Source organism: Thauera sp., assembly GCF_047601425.1.
Lineage (GTDB): Bacteria > Pseudomonadota > Gammaproteobacteria > Burkholderiales > Rhodocyclaceae > Thauera.
The window spans coordinates 181,776-201,926 of sequence record NZ_JASGJL010000002.1; the positions used below are offsets into that span (position 1 = coordinate 181,776).

12 protein-coding genes, 1 pseudogene, 1 CRISPR repeat array and 1 riboswitch (1 of these 15 cut by a window edge) are annotated in these 20,151 nt (G+C 62.9%); of the genes and pseudogenes, 5 read left to right on the plus strand and 8 right to left on the minus strand.

Translation table 11 applies throughout. The features are described from left to right. A CRISPR array of direct repeats spans window positions 1–2,158; the repeat unit is 28 nt; unit sequence TTTCTCAGCTGCCTATACGGCAGTGAAG; it begins 1,771 nt to the left of the window's first position. Window positions 2,159–2,287: 129 nt separating this feature from the next. The 8 genes from cas6f to QM748_RS17370 all read right to left on the minus strand — a co-directional run bounded on the left by cas6f (window position 2,288) and on the right by QM748_RS17370 (window position 12,543). Next, complete coding sequence (gene cas6f, locus QM748_RS17335; protein WP_415248247.1) at window positions 2,288–2,851, minus strand: type I-F CRISPR-associated endoribonuclease Cas6/Csy4; 564 nt, start codon at window positions 2,849–2,851, stop codon at window positions 2,288–2,290. A gap of 4 nt (window positions 2,852–2,855) precedes the next feature. Then, on the minus strand, window positions 2,856–3,902 hold the full coding sequence (csy3, locus tag QM748_RS17340) for a type I-F CRISPR-associated protein Csy3 (RefSeq protein WP_415248248.1): 1,047 nt from the start codon (window positions 3,900–3,902) through the stop codon (window positions 2,856–2,858). 21 nt (window positions 3,903–3,923) lie between these two features. After that, window positions 3,924–4,895: a type I-F CRISPR-associated protein Csy2 gene (gene csy2 / locus QM748_RS17345; RefSeq protein WP_415248249.1), complete on the minus strand. Its 972-nt coding sequence runs from the start codon at window positions 4,893–4,895 to the stop codon at window positions 3,924–3,926. Beyond that, window positions 4,888–6,255 carry a type I-F CRISPR-associated protein Csy1 gene (gene csy1, locus QM748_RS17350; RefSeq protein ID WP_415248250.1) on the minus strand — a complete coding sequence of 456 codons (1,368 nt, stop codon included), beginning with the start codon at window positions 6,253–6,255 and terminating at the stop codon, window positions 4,888–4,890. Before csy1 ends, csy2 begins: the two co-directional genes overlap by 8 nt. Window positions 6,256–6,276: 21 nt before the next feature. Beyond that, on the minus strand, window positions 6,277–9,696 hold the full coding sequence (gene cas3f, locus QM748_RS17355; protein WP_415248251.1) for a type I-F CRISPR-associated helicase Cas3f: 3,420 nt from the start codon (window positions 9,694–9,696) through the stop codon (window positions 6,277–6,279). Further along, window positions 9,693–10,649: a type I-F CRISPR-associated endonuclease Cas1f gene (cas1f, locus tag QM748_RS17360; RefSeq protein WP_415248252.1), complete on the minus strand. Its 957-nt coding sequence runs from the start codon at window positions 10,647–10,649 to the stop codon at window positions 9,693–9,695. Before cas1f ends, cas3f begins: the two co-directional genes overlap by 4 nt. 168 nt (window positions 10,650–10,817) lie before the next feature. Further along, complete coding sequence (locus QM748_RS17365; protein ID WP_415248253.1) at window positions 10,818–11,240, minus strand: cyclic nucleotide-binding/CBS domain-containing protein; 423 nt, start codon at window positions 11,238–11,240, stop codon at window positions 10,818–10,820. Window positions 11,241–11,430: 190 nt separating this feature from the next. Continuing rightward, window positions 11,431–12,543, minus strand: coding sequence for a branched-chain amino acid ABC transporter substrate-binding protein (locus QM748_RS17370; RefSeq protein ID WP_415248254.1), 1,113 nt, complete (start codon window positions 12,541–12,543; stop codon window positions 11,431–11,433). A 130-nt stretch (window positions 12,544–12,673) separates the two neighbouring features. Here QM748_RS17370 and QM748_RS17375 point away from each other — a divergent pair, with 130 nt between their 5' ends. The 5 genes and pseudogenes from QM748_RS17375 to trxA all read left to right on the plus strand — a co-directional run bounded on the left by QM748_RS17375 (window position 12,674) and on the right by trxA (window position 20,104). Further along, complete coding sequence (locus QM748_RS17375) at window positions 12,674–13,165, plus strand: hypothetical protein (RefSeq protein ID WP_415248255.1); 492 nt, start codon at window positions 12,674–12,676, stop codon at window positions 13,163–13,165. Window positions 13,166–13,177: 12 nt separating this feature from the next. Further along, a complete protein-coding gene (locus tag QM748_RS17380; protein ID WP_415248256.1) occupies window positions 13,178–13,792 on the plus strand; it encodes a hypothetical protein in 615 nt (204 codons plus the stop codon). A gap of 55 nt (window positions 13,793–13,847) precedes the next feature. After that, window positions 13,848–13,924, plus strand: a riboswitch (S-adenosyl-L-homocysteine riboswitch). A 77-nt stretch (window positions 13,925–14,001) separates the two neighbouring features. Continuing rightward, window positions 14,002–17,725, plus strand: a pseudogene (metH, locus tag QM748_RS17385) (methionine synthase). A gap of 91 nt (window positions 17,726–17,816) precedes the next feature. Continuing rightward, window positions 17,817–19,634 carry an ATP-binding protein gene (locus QM748_RS17390; RefSeq protein ID WP_415248684.1) on the plus strand — a complete coding sequence of 606 codons (1,818 nt, stop codon included), beginning with the start codon at window positions 17,817–17,819 and terminating at the stop codon, window positions 19,632–19,634. A gap of 95 nt (window positions 19,635–19,729) precedes the next feature. Beyond that, a complete protein-coding gene (trxA, locus tag QM748_RS17395) occupies window positions 19,730–20,104 on the plus strand; it encodes a thioredoxin (RefSeq protein WP_415248257.1) in 375 nt (124 codons plus the stop codon). Window positions 20,105–20,151: the final 47 nt, after the last annotated feature.

Sequence of the window (20,151 nt, forward strand, 5' to 3'; positions counted from 1 at the left end):
TCATAGGTGGCGTCGTAGGTGGCGTCGTATTTCTCAGCTGCCTATACGGCAGTGAAGTTACCCGGAGACGCGCCCGGCACCGCCCGAATTTTCTCAGCTGCCTATACGGCAGTGAAGGCGATATCAACGGCTTCTCAGACTGGTTCCATTTTCTCAGCTGCCTATACGGCAGTGAAGGGTACTGCCTGAACGACCTGCACCGGGCTGCTTTTCTCAGCTGCCTATACGGCAGTGAAGTGATCAACTTTCGCGGTGAGCCGGATGTCCCTTTTCTCAGCTGCCTATACGGCAGTGAAGCAGGCTCCGGCTGCCCCGCCGTCTCCTGGTACTTTCTCAGCTGCCTATACGGCAGTGAAGTCATGGCCTTGGCCGGTTTCGTTGACATGCTCTTTCTCAGCTGCCTATACGGCAGTGAAGAAACGAAGAACACCACGATCACGCGGCCGGATTTTCTCAGCTGCCTATACGGCAGTGAAGCAGATGCTACTGTGCCCCGGAGCACAGCCATTTTTCTCAGCTGCCTATACGGCAGTGAAGGAACAGGCCGAGCTCGAGCAGACGAGTCGGCTTTTCTCAGCTGCCTATACGGCAGTGAAGGTGTGGAAAGACATCGGGCCAGAGTTGAAGGCTTTCTCAGCTGCCTATACGGCAGTGAAGAGGAGGAAGAGCCCCGCGAGCAGCATCGAGACTTTCTCAGCTGCCTATACGGCAGTGAAGTTGCGTACATTCCAGACGCGCCAAAAACAAGCTTTCTCAGCTGCCTATACGGCAGTGAAGTTTCGCCAAATCGGCCGCGAGCGATTGGGATCTTTCTCAGCTGCCTATACGGCAGTGAAGTGATGGCAGATGCGCAGCTTACGCTGCAGGGTTTTCTCAGCTGCCTATACGGCAGTGAAGGATCAGGGCACATGAAATCGCGCAGCTGATTCTTTCTCAGCTGCCTATACGGCAGTGAAGGGCGCGCTGGTGTGCATCAACGCCAGCAGCCTTTTCTCAGCTGCCTATACGGCAGTGAAGCTGCAATGCAGCGAGGCGTGTGATGTTGCGCCTTTCTCAGCTGCCTATACGGCAGTGAAGATCGAGTCTAGATCCTTCTTGCTTGAAATTCTTTTCTCAGCTGCCTATACGGCAGTGAAGGCAGGTCAGGCTCCCGGAATTCACCCTCGACGATTTCTCAGCTGCCTATACGGCAGTGAAGGCGCCGAACTACAGCATGAGCACGCGCGGGCATTTCTCAGCTGCCTATACGGCAGTGAAGGCTGCCGGGCATTCGGGCACCGCTGGGATCGTTTTCTCAGCTGCCTATACGGCAGTGAAGAGTTCATCGGGCGGCCCACGCTTCTCCACATCTTTCTCAGCTGCCTATACGGCAGTGAAGTCAGTCAGCAGAATAGACACATCGTCACGTCTTTTCTCAGCTGCCTATACGGCAGTGAAGGCTGGGGCCTTGGGGTGCGCGATCTCGACGATTTTCTCAGCTGCCTATACGGCAGTGAAGCAAAGCGCGGCAGATCGGCTGGACTACGGCTTTTTCTCAGCTGCCTATACGGCAGTGAAGAAATCCGGCTACGAGGCCAAGATGCGCGACCTTTTCTCAGCTGCCTATACGGCAGTGAAGCGCGCCCCTGCAGTCGTTCGCATTGACCTTTCTTTCTCAGCTGCCTATACGGCAGTGAAGGTGGCGCGAGTCATTCGCCGTGCCTCCGTCGATTTCTCAGCTGCCTATACGGCAGTGAAGTCCCTGTCCCTGCAGGCGCCCTATCCGAGCATTTTCTCAGCTGCCTATACGGCAGTGAAGGGGGATGTACGTCGCCGCATCTTCGTCCGACATTTCTCAGCTGCCTATACGGCAGTGAAGGCAGCTTTCTCGGCCTCTGCTTCAGCGCGAAGTTTCTCAGCTGCCTATACGGCAGTGAAGAGTTCATCGGGCGGCCCACGCTTCTCCACATCTTTCTCAGCTGCCTATACGGCAGTGAAGTAGCGGCGCACGGTGGCGCGTTCGCGGTCCTGTTTCTCAGCTGCCTATACGGCAGTGAAGACACCACCACGAACTACAACATCAACTACGAATTTCTCAGCTGCCTATACGGCAGTGAAGTGTACCCGGACGCCTCCGCCTGCCAGGAACTGTTTCTCAGCTGCCTATACGGCAGTGAAGTAGATTATTTTCCCGATAAACTACTATTTTTTAAAGAGAAAGATCGGGCTGGGTTGTTGTCCCCCTTTTCTGGCTCGACTGTACAAGCCATTGATTTTTCAATGTTTGATCAGACGGGATAAAAAAAGGTTAGAACCAAGGTACGGTTGCGGTAGCGCTCAGCCCATAGGCACTGAAGGTACCTGGCTGGGCTGCGTCTTGCAGAGGGCCGTGGCGGATGAACAGGCGGAAGTGCTCGCCGCTGCTGTTGCTTCGGAGGTTGATGAAAGGCAGCGGGCTGTGCCGAACTGCGTTGTCCGGAATCTGTGCCTGAGCTGCCACCGCATCGAGGTTATGGCGCTTTATCAACCGGCGGCGCAGTCGTTCGGGGTTGCTGTTGACCTGCACTCGACTGACGCAGCGATGCCTGGCCTGAGGTGGTATGGGGGTCGTCGCACCGACCTTGAGATGATCGCGCATTCCGGTCAGCCAGTTCAGAGCCATCAGCTGCTTCAGAGCCTCGGCGGTGCCGTGCAGACGCAGTCGGGCGCCGAGGCCACTTCTGGTTTTCTCGACGTCCGGAAAGCTGATGCCCACATCGTTGCGGCGCAGATCGTGGAGGCCGCGATGTAGCTTGGCGAACAGGGCGCTCATCAGTTGGGGGGCAGGGAATTCCGGGTCAGGCAACAGGGTGAGGTCGAGGTAGTGATCCATGGCCTCACCCCTTGTCGGCGTCACCGAACACTCCGCCGCGAATCAGTGTCGCAATGACGAAGTGCTGTTGTTCCGTTGTCGGGGCTTTGTCTCTGACAACCCAGCTGTCGAACAGGCTGTAAAAGTCCTGTTTCTCTTTCGGCTGTCGATAGGCTTTGCCTTGCGTGGTGACTGAACCGTAGGGCTCGACGGCGATGGGGCCGTTCTCGTCTGCACCCGGATACCAGGTGTCAATGGTGCGCAGTGCATTGCCGATTTTCTGCGAATGGATGGCCGCGATTTCCTTGCCCTTTTCACCGACGGCGTACAGGGTCTTGCTCTTGTCGCCGCGGCCACGCTCGAGGATCAATTCCTGTGAAGGGAAGATTTCCTGACCAGCGCCGATGCGAACGAAGGCAGTAACTTGTAGTAGCACATGGGTCGTTCCGGCGAGACCGGATTCGATCAGCCCGGCCAGTGCAGCGAGACCATCGGCTTCGGCCGATGGTGCGGTGAGGGTGCGCATTGCGTGGTCGAGTGCCTGAAATTTCCATTCCGTTGCGACTTGGCCGTCCTGAAGATGTGAGATACGTATTTCCACCTGTTCGGCGCCGATGCGGTTACGCCACAGGAAGCGGCCGTTGGCGAGGTTGGCGACGTAACGGCGAGCCAGTTCCCCGAAACCGTACTGCTGGACGTAGCCCTGCACCGTAGCGATGAGCTTGTTACGATAGTCGGTGTCGTTGCAGGCGGAAGGCTCGCCGGTGCCACCGAGCACGCGCAGGGTGAATTGGACTTTCAATGTATCGGCGTCCAGCGGCAGCGCAGCGACGTTGACCGTTTGCAAGTTGGGGCTTTCGATTGCGGCGTCGAGTTTGGCGGGGTCTTGATCCTTGGTCTTGAGGCGGTTGGAGATGGTGCCGCGTACCGATTTTTCGCGGATCTTTACGGGTTGCCATTTATCCGATGCATCGCGGGTAGCCCAATTGCCGGCAAAGAACAGGGCATCGGACGGATCGAGCTTGCGTTCGAAAGCGAGGACAGAGGCGGTCTTGAGGGGCGTGTTGGCCATGATGCAATTCCTTGTGAACGATCAATCGAAGTCGAATTCGTGAACCGGCGTTGGCCGGTAGTCGTTGCGGCAGCGGTACAACCCGTCATCGGGCTGACTGTCGGCATACCAGAGCAGTTGTCGCGTGTTGTGCAGGCGGTGAGGACTGATCCACTGGCCGATGCCGTAAAGGCTTTCGACGAAGCGGAAAGGGGTATCGCGGTCGCGGGCGTTGGCCACGCTGCCAGCGGGCTGCAATTCGCCTAGAGCGCCGTAGCCGAGCGGGATTGGAACGATCCAACCGAGCCCCTTGCGGTCGTGTTGCCATTGGCCGTTGTTTTCCTGCCAGCGCCAATTGATGCGTGACAGGGAGAGCCAGGTGTCCAGGCGTGTGGTGTCCGGCTGCTGCGCCTGCAAATCCTGGTGGCGCTGTTCCAGCAGATCGCTGCGTTCCACCAGCGCGAAACCGGGCAGCAGACGCAGTTTGAGCTGGTTGAATAGCTTTTCTCTGCCCTCGGCATCTCCGGTCATGGACACTACATAGGGGCGCTGCCGGCTGAGAGTTGCATGCGACTGGATCACGCTGCCGCCGGCGATGCGCATCGCCGCCAGCAGATCGCGCACCCGAGCAGCGATGCCGGATGCTGCCTGCGTGTCGAGCAATGCCTGGCTCTGTACGGCGAAGACTAGGCTGATATCGAGATGGATACGGCCTTCTTCGACGATGGCGGCGCTACTGCCGTCCTTGTCGAGTGGATTGCGGGTCAGGCGGAAGCTGTGCACGAAACCGCTATCCGTTACCTGCTCCTGGTGCGAGTGGGCGACTACGCCGACGGCGTTGAACTGCAAATCCAGGCCGGCTGCCTGGGTCTTGCGTTCCAGGGCCCACATCAACCCGAGAAATGCAGTGATGGACGGGAAGCCGTGGGTAAGCGGGCTGGAGATGGCGTTGGCGTTCTGCACCCGCAGGCGCGGCAACACCAGCAGATGCTCGAAGTGAGGGCATTCAGCCATGAGCCGTCTCCTGATTCGAGTTGCGGGTTATCGCGCGACGTTGCATCGGGGCAGGCCATTCCGCGTCGATGAGCGCCTGCCGCGCCCAATGGGCGTGCTCGGCGTCCCCTACGGGCAGATCGTGTTGCAGCAGGATGGCGTTGAGCCAGTTGCCGAAGCGGTGTGCGACTTCGTCCGGCCAGTCCTTCCATTCCAGCGCTGCGTTGAACTCCTCATCTTCTGTCTTGTGCTTGGCTTCTTCGCGGAGCGGCAATTCGGCGCGTTCGGGATCAAGCCAGAGCTGCTCGCACAGCGGCAGGCGGCAGTCGGCATCGCGCGTCCAGCCGGGCTGGAACAGTTGCCGGCTGGCCAGGCCGAAGGCTGCCAGCGATTGGCCCAGTGCGCGTTCGATGCGTTCGCGCTTGATACGGGTGTGCATGGTTGGTGCAGGATTGTCTTTCAGCAGCGCCAGCAGGGCATCCAGCAACTCATTGACGCCGTCAAAGCGGCGGAAGCGCGCCAGCGCCGAGTCGTTGAACAGGAATTGTCGGGGCCGATCCTGATTCCAGCGAGGCGGCAGCGAGGCCAGCAGGTAATTGAGCCCGCCGCGTTCGCTATTCAACTGACTGATATTTTGAGGCTTCGTACCGCCAAGTTTGCGGGTGGCCAGATTGCGGTAGTCGCGATAGGGGGCATCGTGCGCCTTCTTTTCGCGCCGGGCCTGGCGGGCGGCCTTGTTGGCTTCGCCGAAGCGTGCGTCGTTGATTTCCTGATGCACGGCATGGGCGAGGCTGCTGGAAAACAATGGTTGAAGCAGGTGGAAGCCGTTGTTGTCGGCTGGTTCGCCGGAGGCGCACCAATATATCTGCTTGGCCAGGCCATGCGATACGGGAGCAGTAGGTGGGCGGATCAGTCCTTTGAAAGCGCTCGCCCATTGCCGGGCGATAGCCTTGTCTTCGTGCAGAGCGTGCAGCAGATCTGCATCGTCAGCCTGAAGCCAGTCGAGCAGGCGGCGGCCATCGACGTTCAGCTTGAGGAATTTGTAGACGTCCAGTGCAGCGGCGTTGCCGACGATGTCTTCGGCATAGTCATTACCCAATAGATGCGTGCCGATTTCTTCATGCTGGGGCAGGCTGTCAGGGGGGATGTGCAGGCTGGTGCCGCGGGCATCGGGGTGAGTAGCCTTGAGTACATGGGTGACTGCCTGGATTTGGGTTACTCGCCGCGCAGCATCGCCGAGCCATTCGTGATAGTCGTATTTGGTAGCGGTTTTTGCAGCAGCTTCGTCGTCTTGGCCTTTTAGCTTGGCGTCGCGGCGTTCATTGATGAAGGTGGTGATGGTTTGTTGAAAGCGACGTTTCCGTTCCTTGAGTTCCTGCATGCCAGACTCCTGCTGATTCAACTAACGCTTTCTATCAAATCCAAATCCCAGCATTGGGTGATATCGCCACCCTTGTGTGCTATCTGGCACGGTTACTGAAGTAAAGCGCTCCGCACAGCGTCGCAATGACATGCCTTGTGCTTCAGCCTGTTCGCGCAGCAGCGCCATCAGGTCGTCTCCTCCCCAGGCGCCGATGCGCGGGCCGAAGTCGAGTTGCAGGTGCTCGATGCGGCTTTCGGCGCTGGTGTAAATCGCCGGTTTGCCGTGGCGCGCTTCCTCGTGAATGAGGTGGAGTTCCAGGTGCTCTTCATCCTCGTCGGGCAGGAACAGCAATTCGCAGTCGCGGCCCGGGTCGTCGCGGAACGGTTGCTGCTGCGGTAGCACCCAGGTCAGCGCGGCACGGGGAAATTGCCAGGCGCAGGCTGCATCGAGATCGAATTCCTGTGGCTTGATGCCGCGCTGCGCAGGCCGGTCTTGTGACGCTCGTGGCTTGGGCTGCATTTGTGTGAAGAGCCGGGCATGTTCCAGGTCGACCAGGCTGTGCTTGGGCTGCCAATCCCGCTGGGGCCGTGGCTGGATGCGTGGGCGGGCCGTGATCGTCCGGTATTCGTCTTCGCGTAGCAGGGTGCCGAGGCGATGGCTGGAGAGGCGGAACGGTGTGTCGGCCAGGCCACGTTCGTCCTCGAAGCCGGGGCGTATGAAGGCTGTGCGCGGGTAGCCATCACTGCCTCGATCTGCGGAAAAGTGACGCAGATTGGTGTCGAAGATCAGGATGTTGGGCGTCCGGCAGGGTTGGTTTCGATGGCGTTGGACGCGGCCGGCAAGCTGGATGAGAGCTCGCATTGACGAGGGCTCGGCCACGGCCCAGTCCGCATCCCAATCGCGGCCGACTTCGCAGACGGGCGAAGCGAGAACGACGAAGAGATGGTTGGGCTCGGGGAAGCTTTCGATGGCTTTGCGGACGTCTTCCTGCTGATAGACCGCGGCAGGGTCGCGGCGGTCGAAACAGGCGTCAAGCCGATGTTCGATTGCCGAACGTTGCAGCATCGGAAAGCGCGCGTGATAGACGCACAGATGGATGCGGTAATCCTCTGTTGCGCCCAGGCGCAGCAGTTCCTGTGCAACGTCGAACAAAGGCTCGATGTTGGCCATGCGAACCAGTCCGAAGCTGACGCGTTTGCCACTGTGCGGGCAGATTTCAGCATGGCGGTCGTGCGCCACGAGGATGGCGGCCTGCAGTTCCTTGGCGAAGGCGCGGCGTACGGTATGTTCCTGCTTTGCCTCGATACGCAGCGGCAACAGCTCGCCGCAGCGCCTCGGGCCATCCCGCTCGATGGCGCGCTCGAGCGCCGCTACACGGCGCTGTACGAAATCTTGGTGCGCGAGTGCATGGGTCTGTGCGTCACCGCAAGAGGCTGTCTGCACGCCGAACTCATCCGTCCATAGGCAGGCAATGTCTGGAGCGCGCGTCGATTCTCCGTCCGGGCCGCGGTTGCACCGATAGTGGATGCGTCCGGCGCGGTAAGCCTGGAACAGGCCGTCGATCAGCGATGGGGGCAGGGTTGCGGACGATAGCAGCACCCGGCTGCCGAGAAGGCCAGCCCAATAGACCAGACGGGTCAATGCCGGCAGGTCGGCGAGATCGAAATCGTCCAATTCGTCGATCACCAGATCGCTGCTCATCAAGCGCAGCATCGGCGCGATCTGGCGTCCGGCACGTTGAGCTTCGGTGGCGGGCATCAGGTGGTCGATGGTACAGACCAGCATCGGGGCCGCGAGCAGGGAGCGCACGGTTTCGTCATGCATCGCCCTGATCAGCAGGGGATGTTCTGCCGGTTGGCCTTCGTAGAGAACATGGCTGTCTTCTTCGAGCAATTGTTGGATCGAAGCCGAGCCGCAGTTCTCGGCCTGGGCCTGGTAATACTCGAAGAGCGCCCGGCTGGCGCTGCCGCCGACGCGAATGGCCAGTTCATCTTCGTCCAGATGCAGGTCTTCGCGATAACTGCGCCCGGTCTGCAAGGTCAGCGTGCGCAGCCCCAGGGCGAAGGTGGCGCGCATCCCGTGTTGCGGGTCGGCCAGAGCATGGAAGATTCGGGCATTGGCCAGGGTCTTGCCGCAGCCGGTGGAGGCCATGTTGACGATGAAGGCGCCATGCCCGGCAGTTTGCCCGCGCAGGCCGCCAGCAGCATCGGCAGCCTTGTCCTGCCAGCGGAAGCGTTCGCTGGCGCTGCGCTTCTTCAGCCCCCGGTGCCGGGCAAGCCGTGGCAGGTGTCGTTCGAAGCCAGGTAGCCCGTGGCTGATTGTGCCCGCCAACCGAGCTACACCCAGCAGATGCTCGTCCAGCGGCTGCTTCAGTTGCCCGGCCTTATCGGTATTCGCATACAGCGGCCCGGGTCCGTCGCCGCGCACACGTTCGTTGGAATCCCTTGCTAGGCTGGAGTAATGGTGGTCGGCCAGCATCAGGCTCAGGCGCGCGAGATGCATGACGTAAGGGTTGTCCAGCCAGTCGCTCTTGTCGGCCTTGCTGTGTAGTGCGAGCAGACGGATGGCCAGTTTTGCCGCCTGTGCCCGCCATTTGGGCAGCAGGACGGGCAGGTCGTGGTCGAATTGCCAGTAGGGGACGATATCGGCTGCACTGGCGTTTTGCCGTATTTCGTTCCAGTCGTGGCCAATGCCGTCGAGCAGGGTCGGCAGCTGTGTGGGATTGAAAGACGGGGATCTCCTGCCCAGCCAGTCCTGAAGGCCGGTCTTGATGTCCTGCACCGGGATCACCGGCAGGCGGTGATGGGTCAGTACCAGCCAGGCAATTGCGGCAGCCAGTGGCGGGAGATTCTTGAAAGGCGGTGAAGCGGAGTCATCCAGCCCGTCCCGGTGGTAGCGGTCGGGGGCCAACCAGCTCGCGTCATCGTCGGCATCGGGTTCGGTCAGGCGCTTCAGCCAGGTGGCATCGTCGTCCTTGCCGACGAAAGCGAGGAACAGGCGCAGGGAGACCCATTCGTGGCGGTAGAGATTCTTTTCCAGAGTCTGCCGACGCAAGCGCTGCTGGAATGCCACGCTGGCCTTGCCCAAATCGTGCAGAAGACCGGCCATCTGCGCCAGCAGCTTGATGTCCTCACCACTGTGCCAGTCGTTTTCATCACCCACGCGCAGCACATTGCGACGGGTGCTGTTGGTGGGTACCGCACCCTGCGTGTTGAAGCGACTGGCGTCGCCGACGATCCACAGCAGTTCGCTGTGATCCTTGCCGCGAATCCAGTGGCAGGCGACGGCGGTGTTCTTGCGCGCGGTCTTGCGCAACAGTTTGCGCAGGGTGTCCAGGCCGGCCTGGGTGATCGGCGTCTGCCAGGTACGGTCGCCGCGGCGTTCGGCGAACTGGTCGAGGATGCGCCGGCTTTCGGTCAGGGCGCGCTTGTCGCACTGGCTGATGAGCAGGACATTCATGCGCCGACCCGCTCGGCCACCGACTTGAGGGTGTCGATCATGAAATCGAGGGATTCGCTGCGAGTCAGGTTTTCGATGCAGGCCTGGCGGAATTCCTGTTCTTCGTCACCGCGGACTGCGCTGATGAAAGCCTGGGGCAGGATGGTCGCATCCTTGACCAGGTCGGCGATATCGAACACCAGCCCGCCGCGCCGGGTCTTGCCGTGCAGCACGGCCAGGCCGTGGGGAATGCCGAGTACCCAGGCGGCACTGGCGCCCAGGCCATAGGCCAGGTAGTTGCCGTGATCGAGGAGGCGGTTGGCCGGATCGCTGCCGGAGCCGTTCTTGGCACGGGTGAAATCACCGTAGTTCACCGCGCGCGCGGCGAAGGCAAACAGGTGTTTGCTCAGGCGTGCTTCCTCGGTGAGCAGGAAGGTGTTGTCGGGGGAGGTTTGAATCGCCTCGTAGGAAGCATCGAGTGCTCGCGTCAGGGCGCTGGCATCTACCTCGAATCCGGCGTCACGCAGGCTGCGGCTGTCCAGCCAGGACTCGCGGATGCGTTGCAGGCGGGCCGACTGGAAGGCCTTGGCCGCGTCCAGGCGCTTGCCGTCGTCGAACCAGAACTTCACCCAGCGTTGCAGGTATTCGGTGGGGCGATACTCGCTTTGCGGCGAGAGCCATTCGACTTCGCTGGCGGCAAAGAGCGGCGTGCCACCACCGCCGCAGAAGCCGACCAGTACGCCGGCCTTGGCAAGCTCGCGCATGGCGGCCTGGGTGATGGAGGTGCCGGTACCGAGCAGCAAGGTCGTGGTGTTGGCGATCGGAATGTTCCAGTACAGCGAACGCTTGCCTTCGTCGGTAACGTATTCGACGCGGCCGCCGTTCACCAGTACCCGGCAGTGCTCCAGGTAGTAGAGATTGGCGCGCTTGGAGTGCAGGATGGTCTTGAGGTCAGACGGCGATATCTCGTTCATTCCGGTCTCGGTGGGCCAGTGCTGCGGCCGGCCCGAGGGCGGATGCAACTCGAGCCGGCTTGGTGGGCATGCAGGTGAAGGAGCGAGTCTAGCAGTGGCTCATGCGGATGCGATGGCAATGAAAAGGGGCGCCATCGGCGCCCCCGGGGATTCACCCATTCGTCCCACTCAGCAGATGCACTCCCACAAACTCTGCTGATCCTCGAACTGATCCAACTCCAGTCCCTTGAAGTCGCTGCGCGACACGATGCCGACGACAATGCCGTCTGCAACGACCGGCAGGTGGCGGTAACCGCCGTCGCACATCATGCGCAGTGCGTCGATCGCCTTGAGATCCGGGGCGATGCTGTCCGGATTGGCGGTCATGACTTCGGACAGCGCCACTTCGGCTGGATTGCTGCCGCGTGAAATCGTCTGCACTGCGTCGCGGCCGGTGAAGATGCCTTTCAGGTGGGCACGTGCGTCGGTGACGAGTACGGCGCCGACATTGCGCTCACACATGCGTCGGCAGGCCGTCTGCACGGTGTCGGTCGGGCGTAGCATCAGAGGCTTCTGGTTCTGGACGATGAAGGAGATGTCGCGGTTTGTCATGTCTCGCTCCCATATTGATGTTGTGATGAGAACCTGATCACACTCTAGTCTGGAAGCCGTTTGACAATCTTGACATTTGGCAAGCGCTGCGCAGATGTTCGGCCCGGGGTGTTCGTGGAGCTGTAAACAGCGACGGGGGCGTGGATTCACGCCCCCGTCGATTGCGGGTCGGTTCAGATGAAGTCTTTTTTTACTTCACCGGCACCCATTTGCCATTGGCGTAGTTGTACAGGCTGACGCCGCCGACCTTGATGTCGCCCTTGGCGTCGAAGGCGATGTGGCCGGTGACGCCCTGGAAGTCGACCTTCTGCATCGCGGGCAGGTATTTCGCCGGGTCGGTCGAGTCGGCGATCTTCATGGCTTCGATCAGCGCGGTGGCGGCGTCGTAGGCGTAGGGGGCGTAGACCAGCACGTCGGCGTTGAAGCGCTGCCTGTAGCGGGACTGGAATTCGCCGCCGCTGGGCATCTGCGTCAGCGGGATGCCGGCCTGGGTGCAGAAGACCTTTTCATTCATCGCCTCGCCGGCGAGCTTGAGCATTTCGCTGGTGCAGTTGCCGTCGCCGCCGAGGAAGGTGGCGCTGATGCCGAGCTGGCGCAATTGGCGCAGCATCGGCGCACCTTGCGAGTCCATGCCGCCGTAGAAGATGGCTGCGGGCGAGCGGGCCTTGATCTTGGTGAGGATGGCGGTGAAGTCGGTGGCCTTGTCGTTGGTGAACTCGCGGCCGACGACTTCGCCGCCCAGCTTCTTGATGTTGTCGGCGAAGGAGTCGGCCAGGCCCTGGCCGTAGGCGGTGCGGTCGTCGATGACGGCGACCTTCTTCGCCTTCAAGGTCTCGACCGCGTATTTGGCCATGGCTTCGCCCTGCTGCAGGTCGTTGGCGATGACGCGGTAGGTGACCTTGTAGTTCTGCTGGGTGAGCTTGGGGCTGGTGGCGGACGGGGTGACCATCGGCACGCCGGCCTGTTCATACACGCGCGAGGCGGGGATCGAAGGGCCCGAGGTGGTGTGGCCGACCACGCCCTTGACGCCGGAGTCGGTCAGGCGCTGCGCTGCGGTGGTGGCGGTGCGCGGATCGCCCTGGTCGTCTTCGCTGAGCAGTTCGAACTTCACGGTCTGGCCGCCGATGACCAGGCCCTTGGCATTGGCGTCTTCGAGCGCGAGGCGGACGCCGCTTTCGCCGTCCTTGCCGAAGTGGGCGATCGGACCGGTCAGCGGGCCGGCATGGCCGATCTTGACGACGGTCTGTGCGTGGGCGGCAAAGCCGGCGCTGACCAGGGCAAGTGCGAGCAGGGTCTTCTTCATGTGCGTCTCCGAAAGATGCATAGTTTGCAAAGAGTCGTTGCAGGGGCGTTGCAAATCCGTGGTGGATGGCAGATTCTAACTTAGTGGCCTGTCGTCGGCAGGTTGGGCAAACCCTTGAGGAATCGATGACATGAAACGATTGCTTGCCTGGCTGTGCGCCGTGCTCTCGGCGGTGGGAATCACGGCCTGCGATTATTTCAACCTGCGCGAACTCAAGCCTGGGGAATCGACGTCGGCGGATGTTCGGGAACGTTTCGGCCCGCCGCAGATGGAGTGGCGCAACGAAGATGGTTCGGTGACCTGGGAATTCACCCGCCAGCCCGAAGGCACCGAGTGTTTCATGATCACGCTCGGCCCGGACGAGGTGCTGCGCAGCGTCGAGCAGGTGCTCAACGAACAGAATTTTGCCCGTGTGGTCAACGGCATGAGTGGCGACGAAGTACGCCGCGTGCTGGGCAAGCCGGCACGCAGCCAGTTCCTTCGCCTCAAGCGCGAAACCGTGTGGGAATGGAAGATTTCCAACGGCCCTGACGGCACGAACGATCCTGTGTTCTTCACGGTGTCCTTCAATACCGATGGCAGGGTGATCGGTACGGGCCGCAACACGCAATATCGACCCTGAATGGAGGCTGTCATGGGCCATGCCAACACCTTGTCTCCGATGCGCTGGCTGCACGCAATCGGATTGCTGCTGCTGGTCGCAGGGGCCTTGCAGCTTGCGGGCTGCGCGACCTTCCAGCCGCCGCCGCCCTTCACCACCGAGGCCGAGGCGCTGGCGGCAAAGGGCGAGCCGAGCCGGCGCTGGCAGAACGAAGACGGCACGACCACGCTCGAATATTCCACCCAGCCCTATGGCAATACCTGCCTGATGGTGCAGGTCGATCAGGGTGGCATGGTGCTGCGGCAGTGGGATGCGCTCGAAAGCGAAAACCTGGTGCGGGTGCAGAAGGGCATGACACCGGAGGAGGTCGAGCGCCTGCTTGGCCAGCATCGCTCGGTGCAGACCTTCAAGCTGTCGGGCGAGGAGGTGTGGGACTGGAACATCCGCAACGATGGCCCGGGTGTCGCCACGCACTTCAACGTGCATTTCATCGACGGCAAGGTGGTGCGTACCAGCCAGACCTACGTCTATCCGCGTGACGGCGCCTTTGGCTGGGGCTTTGGTGTGGGGTATGGCCGTGGGTACGGGTATTACGGCTACCCGTATTACCGCCATCCCTTCTTCGCACCCTATCCGTTCTGGTGGTAGCGGCATCGCCGGGCCGCTATTGGCAAGCCCGGCCGTGAGCCGATACAATCCCGCTCCTGCCGAGGAGCGCTGCGACCCCACCTGAATCTGCGAGGGCCAGGCTCGGCAACCGATCAACGGCGCTCACAAACCCTCTGCCGGTTTGTGGCGCCGTCTGCTTTTGTATCAGGCGTCACCCGGCGATCGTCGAACGACCGAGGTAAGACCCGATGCAAGCCGACCGCACCACCGAACTCCGCCAACTGCTCGCCGAGCGCATCCTGATCCTGGATGGCGCCATGGGCACGATGATCCAGCAGCACACGCTGGGCGAGGCGGACTACCGCGGCCAGCGCTTCCTCGACCACCCGCGCGACCTCAAGGGCGACAACGACCTGCTGGTGCTGACGCGGCCGGACGTGGTCGGCGGCATCCACCGCGCCTATCTCGATGCTGGCGCCGACATCATCGAGACCAACACCTTCAACGCCACCCGCGTGTCGCAGGCCGAATACGGCCTCGAAGCGCTCGCCTGGGAGCTCAACGTCGAAGGCGCGCGCGTGGTGCGCCAACTGTGCGACGAATACACCGCGCAGAATCCGAACAAGCCGCGCTTCTGCGCCGGCGTGATCGGGCCGACCTCGCGCACGCTGTCGATTTCGCCCGACGTCAATGATCCGGGCTTCCGCAACATCAGCTTCGATGCGCTCGCCGACGACTACTACGAGTCGGCCAAGGCCCTGCTGGAAGGCGGCGCCGACATCCTGCTGATCGAGACGGTGTTCGATACGCTCAACGCCAAGGCGGCGGTGTTCGCGGTCGAAAAGCTGTTCGACGAGATTGAAAAAAGCGGCGGCCAGCGCAAGCCGGTGATGATCTCGGGCACCATCACCGACGCCTCCGGCCGCACGCTGTCGGGCCAGACCGCCGAAGCCTTCTGGAACTCGCTGAATCACGCACAGCCGATCAGCTTCGGCCTGAACTGCGCGCTCGGCGCCGACCAGCTGCGCCAGTACGTCGAGGACCTGTCCAACGTCTGCGACACCCATGTGTCGGCCCACCCCAATGCCGGCCTGCCCAATCCGCTGTCGCCGACCGGCTACGACGAGACGCCCGAGCATCTCGCCGGCGAAATCCGCCAGTGGGCCGAGGCCGGGCTGCTGAACATCGTCGGCGGCTGTTGCGGTACCACGCCGGCGCACATCGCCGAGATCGCCAGGGTGGTGGCAGCATTCCCGCCGCGCAAGGTGCCCGAGGTCGAGAAGAAGCTGCGCCTGTCCGGCCTGGAGCCCTTCAACGTCGGCCCCGACAGCCTGTTCGTCAATGTCGGCGAGCGCACCAACGTCACCGGCTCCAAGGCCTTCGCCCGCATGATCCTCGAAGGCCGCTTCGACGATGCGCTGGCGGTGGCGCGCCAGCAGGTCGAAAACGGCGCCCAGGTCATCGACATCAACATGGACGAGGCGATGCTGGATTCGGTCGCGGCGATGGAGCGCTTCTGCAAACTCATCGCCTCCGAGCCGGACATCTCGCGCGTGCCGATCATGCTCGACTCGTCGAAGTGGTCGGTGATCGAGACCGGCCTGAAGTGCATCCAGGGCAAGGGCGTGGTCAACTCGATCTCGATGAAGGAAGGTGAGGCCGAGTTCCTGCGCCAGGCGCGGCTGGCGCGCCGCTACGGCGCGGCGGTGATCGTGATGGCCTTCGACGAGGCCGGCCAGGCCGACACCTTCGCGCGCAAGACCGAGATCTGCGCGCGCGCCTACCACCTGCTGACCAAGCCGGTGGCCGAAGGCGGCGCGGGCTTCCCGCCCGAGGACATCATCTTCGACGCCAACATCTTCGCCATCGCCACCGGCATCGAGGAGCACGACAACTACGCGGTCGACTTCATCGAGGCGGTGGCCTGGATCAAGCACAAGCTGCCCTGGGCCAAGACTTCGGGCGGGGTCTCGAACGTGTCCTTCAGCTTCCGCGGCAACGACCCGGTGCGCGAGGCGATCCACACCGTCTTCCTCTACCACGCGATCAAGGCCGGGCTGTCGATGGGCATCGTCAACGCCGGCCAGCTCGGCGTGTACGACCAGCTCGACCCGGTGCTGCGCGAGAAGGTCGAGGACGTGGTGCTGAACCGCAAGCCCGCGTCCGGCCAGAATCCGGGCGAGGTGCTGGTCGAGATGGCGCAGTCGGTGAAGGGGCAGGCCAAGGAGAGCGGCCCCGACCTCGCCTGGCGCGCCTGGCCGGTGGAAGAGCGCCTGTCGCACGCGCTGGTCAAGGGCATCACCGAGTTCGTCGTCGCCGACACCGAGGAGGTGCGGGCCAAGCTGGAGGCCGAAGGCCGGCCGCCGCTGTCGGTCATCGAAGGTCCGCTGATGGCGGGCATGAACGTGGTCGGCGACCTGTTCGGCGCCGGCAAGATGTTCCTGCCCCAGGTGGTGAAGTCGGCGCGGGTGATGAAGCAGGCCGTCGCCCACCTGATTCCCTACATCGAAGCCGAGAAGCTGCGCACCGGCGCCGCCAGCAAGGGCCGCATCGTCATCGCCACGGTCAAGGGCGACGTACACGACATCGGCAAGAACATCGTCGGCGTGGTGCTGGGCTGCAACGGCTACGAGATCATCGACCTCGGCGTCATGGTGCCGGCGGCGAAGATCCTCGAAGCGGCCAAGGAGCACGGCGCGCAGGCGATCGGCCTGTCCGGCCTGATCACACCCTCGCTGGAAGAAATGGCCCACGTCGCCGCCGAGATGAAGCGCCAGGGTTTCGAGGTGCCGCTGCTGATCGGCGGCGCCACCACCAGCCGCAACCACACCGCGATCAAGATCGCGCCGCATTACGACCAGCCGGTGGTCTATGTGCCGGACGCCTCGCGCGCGGTGGGCGTGGTCACCGCGCTGCTGTCCGAAGGGCAGAGCGACGCCTTCAAGGCCGAAGTCGCCGCCGACTACGAAAAAATCCGCGCGCTGCACGCCAACAAGAAGGGCGTGCAACTTGTCGGCGTCGAAGCCGCCCGCGCCAACGCCTTCCGCATCGCGCCCGACTATCGCCCGCCGGTGCCGAACACCCGCGGTGTGCAGGCGATCGACGTGGACCTGGCCGACCTGGTCGATTACATCGACTGGGGGCCGTTCTTCCAGAACCTGGGACCTGGCAGGCCGCTTCCCGGCCATCCTCGACGACGAGATCGTCGGCGAGACCGCGCGCAACGTGTTCAAGGACGGCCAGGCGATGCTGGCCCGGATCGTGGCCGAGAAATGGCTGCAGGCCAGGGCGGTGTTCGGCCTGTTCCCGGCCAACTCGGTGGTGGACGACGTCGAGATCTATACCGACGAGAACCGCCGCGAACTGGCGATGGTCTGGCACGGCCTGCGCCAGCAGCACGAGCGCCCGGCGGGCAAGCCGCACTGGTGCCTGTCCGATTTCATCGCGAGCAAGGAATCGGGCGTGCCGGACTGGATCGGCGCTTTCGCCGTGACCGCCGGCCTCGGCATCGAGGGCAAGCTTGCGGAATTCGAGGCGGAGCACGACGACTACCACGCAATCATGCTCAAGAGCCTCGCTGACCGCCTGGCGGAAGCCTGCGCCGAATGGCTGCACGAGCGCGTGCGCAAGGAATGCTGGGGCTATGCCGCCGACGAGGCACTGGATAACGATGCACTGATCGCCGAACGTTATCTTGGCATCCGTCCGGCGCCGGGTTATCCCGCCTGCCCGGACCACACCGTGAAGGGGCCGCTGTTCGAACTGCTCGGTGCCCGCGAGCGCGCCGGCATGGAGCTGACCGAAAGCTACGCGATGATGCCGGCGGCGGCGGTCAGCGGTTTCTATTTCTCCCATCCCGAGAGCCATTATTTCGCCATTCCCAAGATCGGCCGCGACCAGCTGGAAGACTGGGCGCGCCGTACCGGCATGGAGGTGGATGAGGCCGCGCGCTGGCTGGCTCCCTTGTTATAAACGCGCGCCGGAGCGGAATGGGTCACGCTCCGGCAAATGCGGCCATGCTAATCTCGCCACGTTTTGATGCCCTGCGGATATACGTGCCGTGATGTTCCCCCGCCTGACCGACGATCGGGTTGATCCTGCCTCCTGGCATCAGGCGGTCTATCTGTTGTACCGGAATTCCATTCCGGCCCAGCTTTCGCTGGTGACGGTAGCCGTCATGCTCGCGGTCGGCAACATCGTCTTCGGTGCAGCGATGACGCCGGCGCTCGGCTGGGCAGGGGCGATGGCGCTGCTCGCCTTCATCCGCGTGCTGGCGGTGCGGCGTTTCTTTTCCCAGGCGCCGTCGGTCGATGAGGTCGGCACCTGGTTCAGGCGCTACATGCTCGGCGCGCTGCTGGCCTCGACGGGCTGGGCGGCCGGGGCGGCGTTGTTCATGATCGGCGCCGGTTATGACGCGCGCTTCTTCACTGCCGGCATCATCGCCGCCACCATCGCCGGCGCCGTGCCGACGCTCGCGCCTTCCCGCACTGCGCTGGCAACCTACACCATCCTGTCGGTGCTGCCGGTCGCGCTGATCGCCGCGTTCGACTACCAGGGCACGCCGGACCTGATCCTGATCGTGCTGATTCCGGTCTTCAGCATCACCATCATCAACAGTTCGAACAACCTGAGTTCGATGCTGGTCGAGTCGATCCAGCTCGGCCGCGAACGCAGCCGGATGATCGCCGAGCTCGAAGCCTCGCGCGACCAGGCGGAAATCGCCAACCGCACCAAGAGCCAGTTCCTGGCCAACATGAGCCACGAGATCCGCACGCCGATGAACGGCATCATCGGCCTCACCGAACTCGCGCTGATGGACCCGAACGACCCCGAGGTGCCGGAGCACCTGCGCATGATCCAGGCCTCGGCCGATTCGCTGCTGCGCATCCTCAACGACATCCTCGATTTCTCCAAGATCGAGGCCGGCAAGGTCGATATCGAGCACGAGCCTTTCGACCTGCACGAGACGCTGAATCTCGCCACCCGCGTGCTGTCCGCGCCGGCCAAGTCCAAGGGGCTGGAGCTGCGGCTGGAACTGCCGGCCGAGCTGCCGCGCCGGGTGCTTGGGGATGCGCTGCGGCTCAAGCAGGTGCTGACCAACCTGATCGGCAATGCGATCAAGTTCACCCAGCAGGGCGAGGTGGTGGTGTCGGCCTCAGTGAGCGGCAGCGGGGGCGGCATGGCCGACGTCGTCTTCTCGGTCAAGGACACTGGAATCGGTATCGATCCGCAGGTGCAGGCGATGGTGTTCGACGCCTTTGCCCAGGCCGATACCTCGACCTCGCGCAGGTTCGGCGGCACGGGCCTGGGCTTGTCGATCTCCTACCGCCTGGTCGAGCTGATGGGCGGCATGCTGGGCGTGGATAGCAAGCCGGGCCGGGGCAGCCGCTTCTTCTTCACGCTGCGTTTCGAATGCGCGGCGCCGGATGCCGAAGAGGCCACGGCTCCGCGCGTCGCCGATGCTCCGCCCAGGCCGGTGCCGGGCAGGGGCGCCGCCATCCTCGTGGTCGAGGACAATCCGATCAACCAGAAGCTGGCGGTGGCGTTGTTGACGCGGCGCGGTTACGAGCTGACGGTCGCGGAGGATGGCCGGCAGGGGCTGGAGAAAGTGATCGACGGCAAATTCGACCTGGTGCTGATGGATCTGCAGATGCCGGTGATGGACGGGCTGGAGGCGACACGGCGGATTCGTGCCCACGAGCGCGAAACCGGGCGGCCGAGAGTGCCGATCGTGGCGATGACGGCGAGCGCGCGCGAGGAAGATCGCCAGATCTGCCTCGCCGCGGGAATGGACGATTTCCTGACCAAGCCGCTCAACATCGGCATGCTGTACGAGCGGGTCGAGACTGTGCTCAAGAGCGGTGGCCGGGTGGCGGGCTGAGCGTCGCAGCGGGCCGCGCGCCATGTGTTTTGTGCTTGGGCGGGGCGCCACACTCCGGTAGCATCGGCAGCCTCGATACCACGGAGTCCGCCGACATGGCCACCCTCGAACTCACCGCCGAAAACTTCAACGACGTGCTGGAGCAGAATCCGATCGTCTTCATCGACTTCTGGGCGGCCTGGTGTGGTCCTTGCCGCAGCTTCGCGCCGACCTACGAGGCCGCGTCCGAAGAGAATCCCGACATCGTCTTCGGCAAGATCGACACCGAAGCCCAGCAGGAACTGGCCGCCACCTTTCAGATCCGCTCGATTCCGACCATCGCGGTGATCCGCGAAGGCGTCATGGTGTTCCGCGAATCGGGCGCCCTGCCGGCCAGTGCGCTCAAGCAGGTCATCGACGGCGTGCGCGGCCTCGACATGGACCAGGTGCGGGCGGAAATCGCCGAGCACCAGAAACAGCAGCAGGCCTGAAGCCTGCGCTTGGGCTGCATGATGCCCGGGCGTAAAAAAACGGCGGC

Bases quoted from the DNA above. Each gene is read 5' to 3' on its own strand.
- csy1 (WP_415248250.1), bottom strand. From the start codon at position 6,255: ATGCAGGAACTCAAGGAACGGAAACGTCGCTTTCAACAAACCATCACC.
- QM748_RS17365 (WP_415248253.1), bottom strand. From the start codon at position 11,240: ATGACAAACCGCGACATCTCCTTCATCGTCCAGAACCAGAAGCCTCTG.
- QM748_RS17380 (WP_415248256.1), top strand. From the start codon at position 13,178: ATGGGCCATGCCAACACCTTGTCTCCGATGCGCTGGCTGCACGCAATC.
- QM748_RS17370 (WP_415248254.1), bottom strand. From the start codon at position 12,543: ATGAAGAAGACCCTGCTCGCACTTGCCCTGGTCAGCGCCGGCTTTGCC.
- csy2 (WP_415248249.1), bottom strand. From the start codon at position 4,895: ATGGCTGAATGCCCTCACTTCGAGCATCTGCTGGTGTTGCCGCGCCTG.
- QM748_RS17390 (WP_415248684.1), top strand. From the start codon at position 17,817: ATGTTCCCCCGCCTGACCGACGATCGGGTTGATCCTGCCTCCTGGCAT.
- cas6f (WP_415248247.1), bottom strand. From the start codon at position 2,851: ATGGATCACTACCTCGACCTCACCCTGTTGCCTGACCCGGAATTCCCT.
- cas3f (WP_415248251.1), bottom strand. From the start codon at position 9,696: ATGAATGTCCTGCTCATCAGCCAGTGCGACAAGCGCGCCCTGACCGAA.
- cas1f (WP_415248252.1), bottom strand. From the start codon at position 10,649: ATGAACGAGATATCGCCGTCTGACCTCAAGACCATCCTGCACTCCAAG.
- csy3 (WP_415248248.1), bottom strand. From the start codon at position 3,902: ATGGCCAACACGCCCCTCAAGACCGCCTCTGTCCTCGCTTTCGAACGC.
- trxA (WP_415248257.1), top strand. From the start codon at position 19,730: ATGGCCACCCTCGAACTCACCGCCGAAAACTTCAACGACGTGCTGGAG.
- QM748_RS17375 (WP_415248255.1), top strand. From the start codon at position 12,674: ATGAAACGATTGCTTGCCTGGCTGTGCGCCGTGCTCTCGGCGGTGGGA.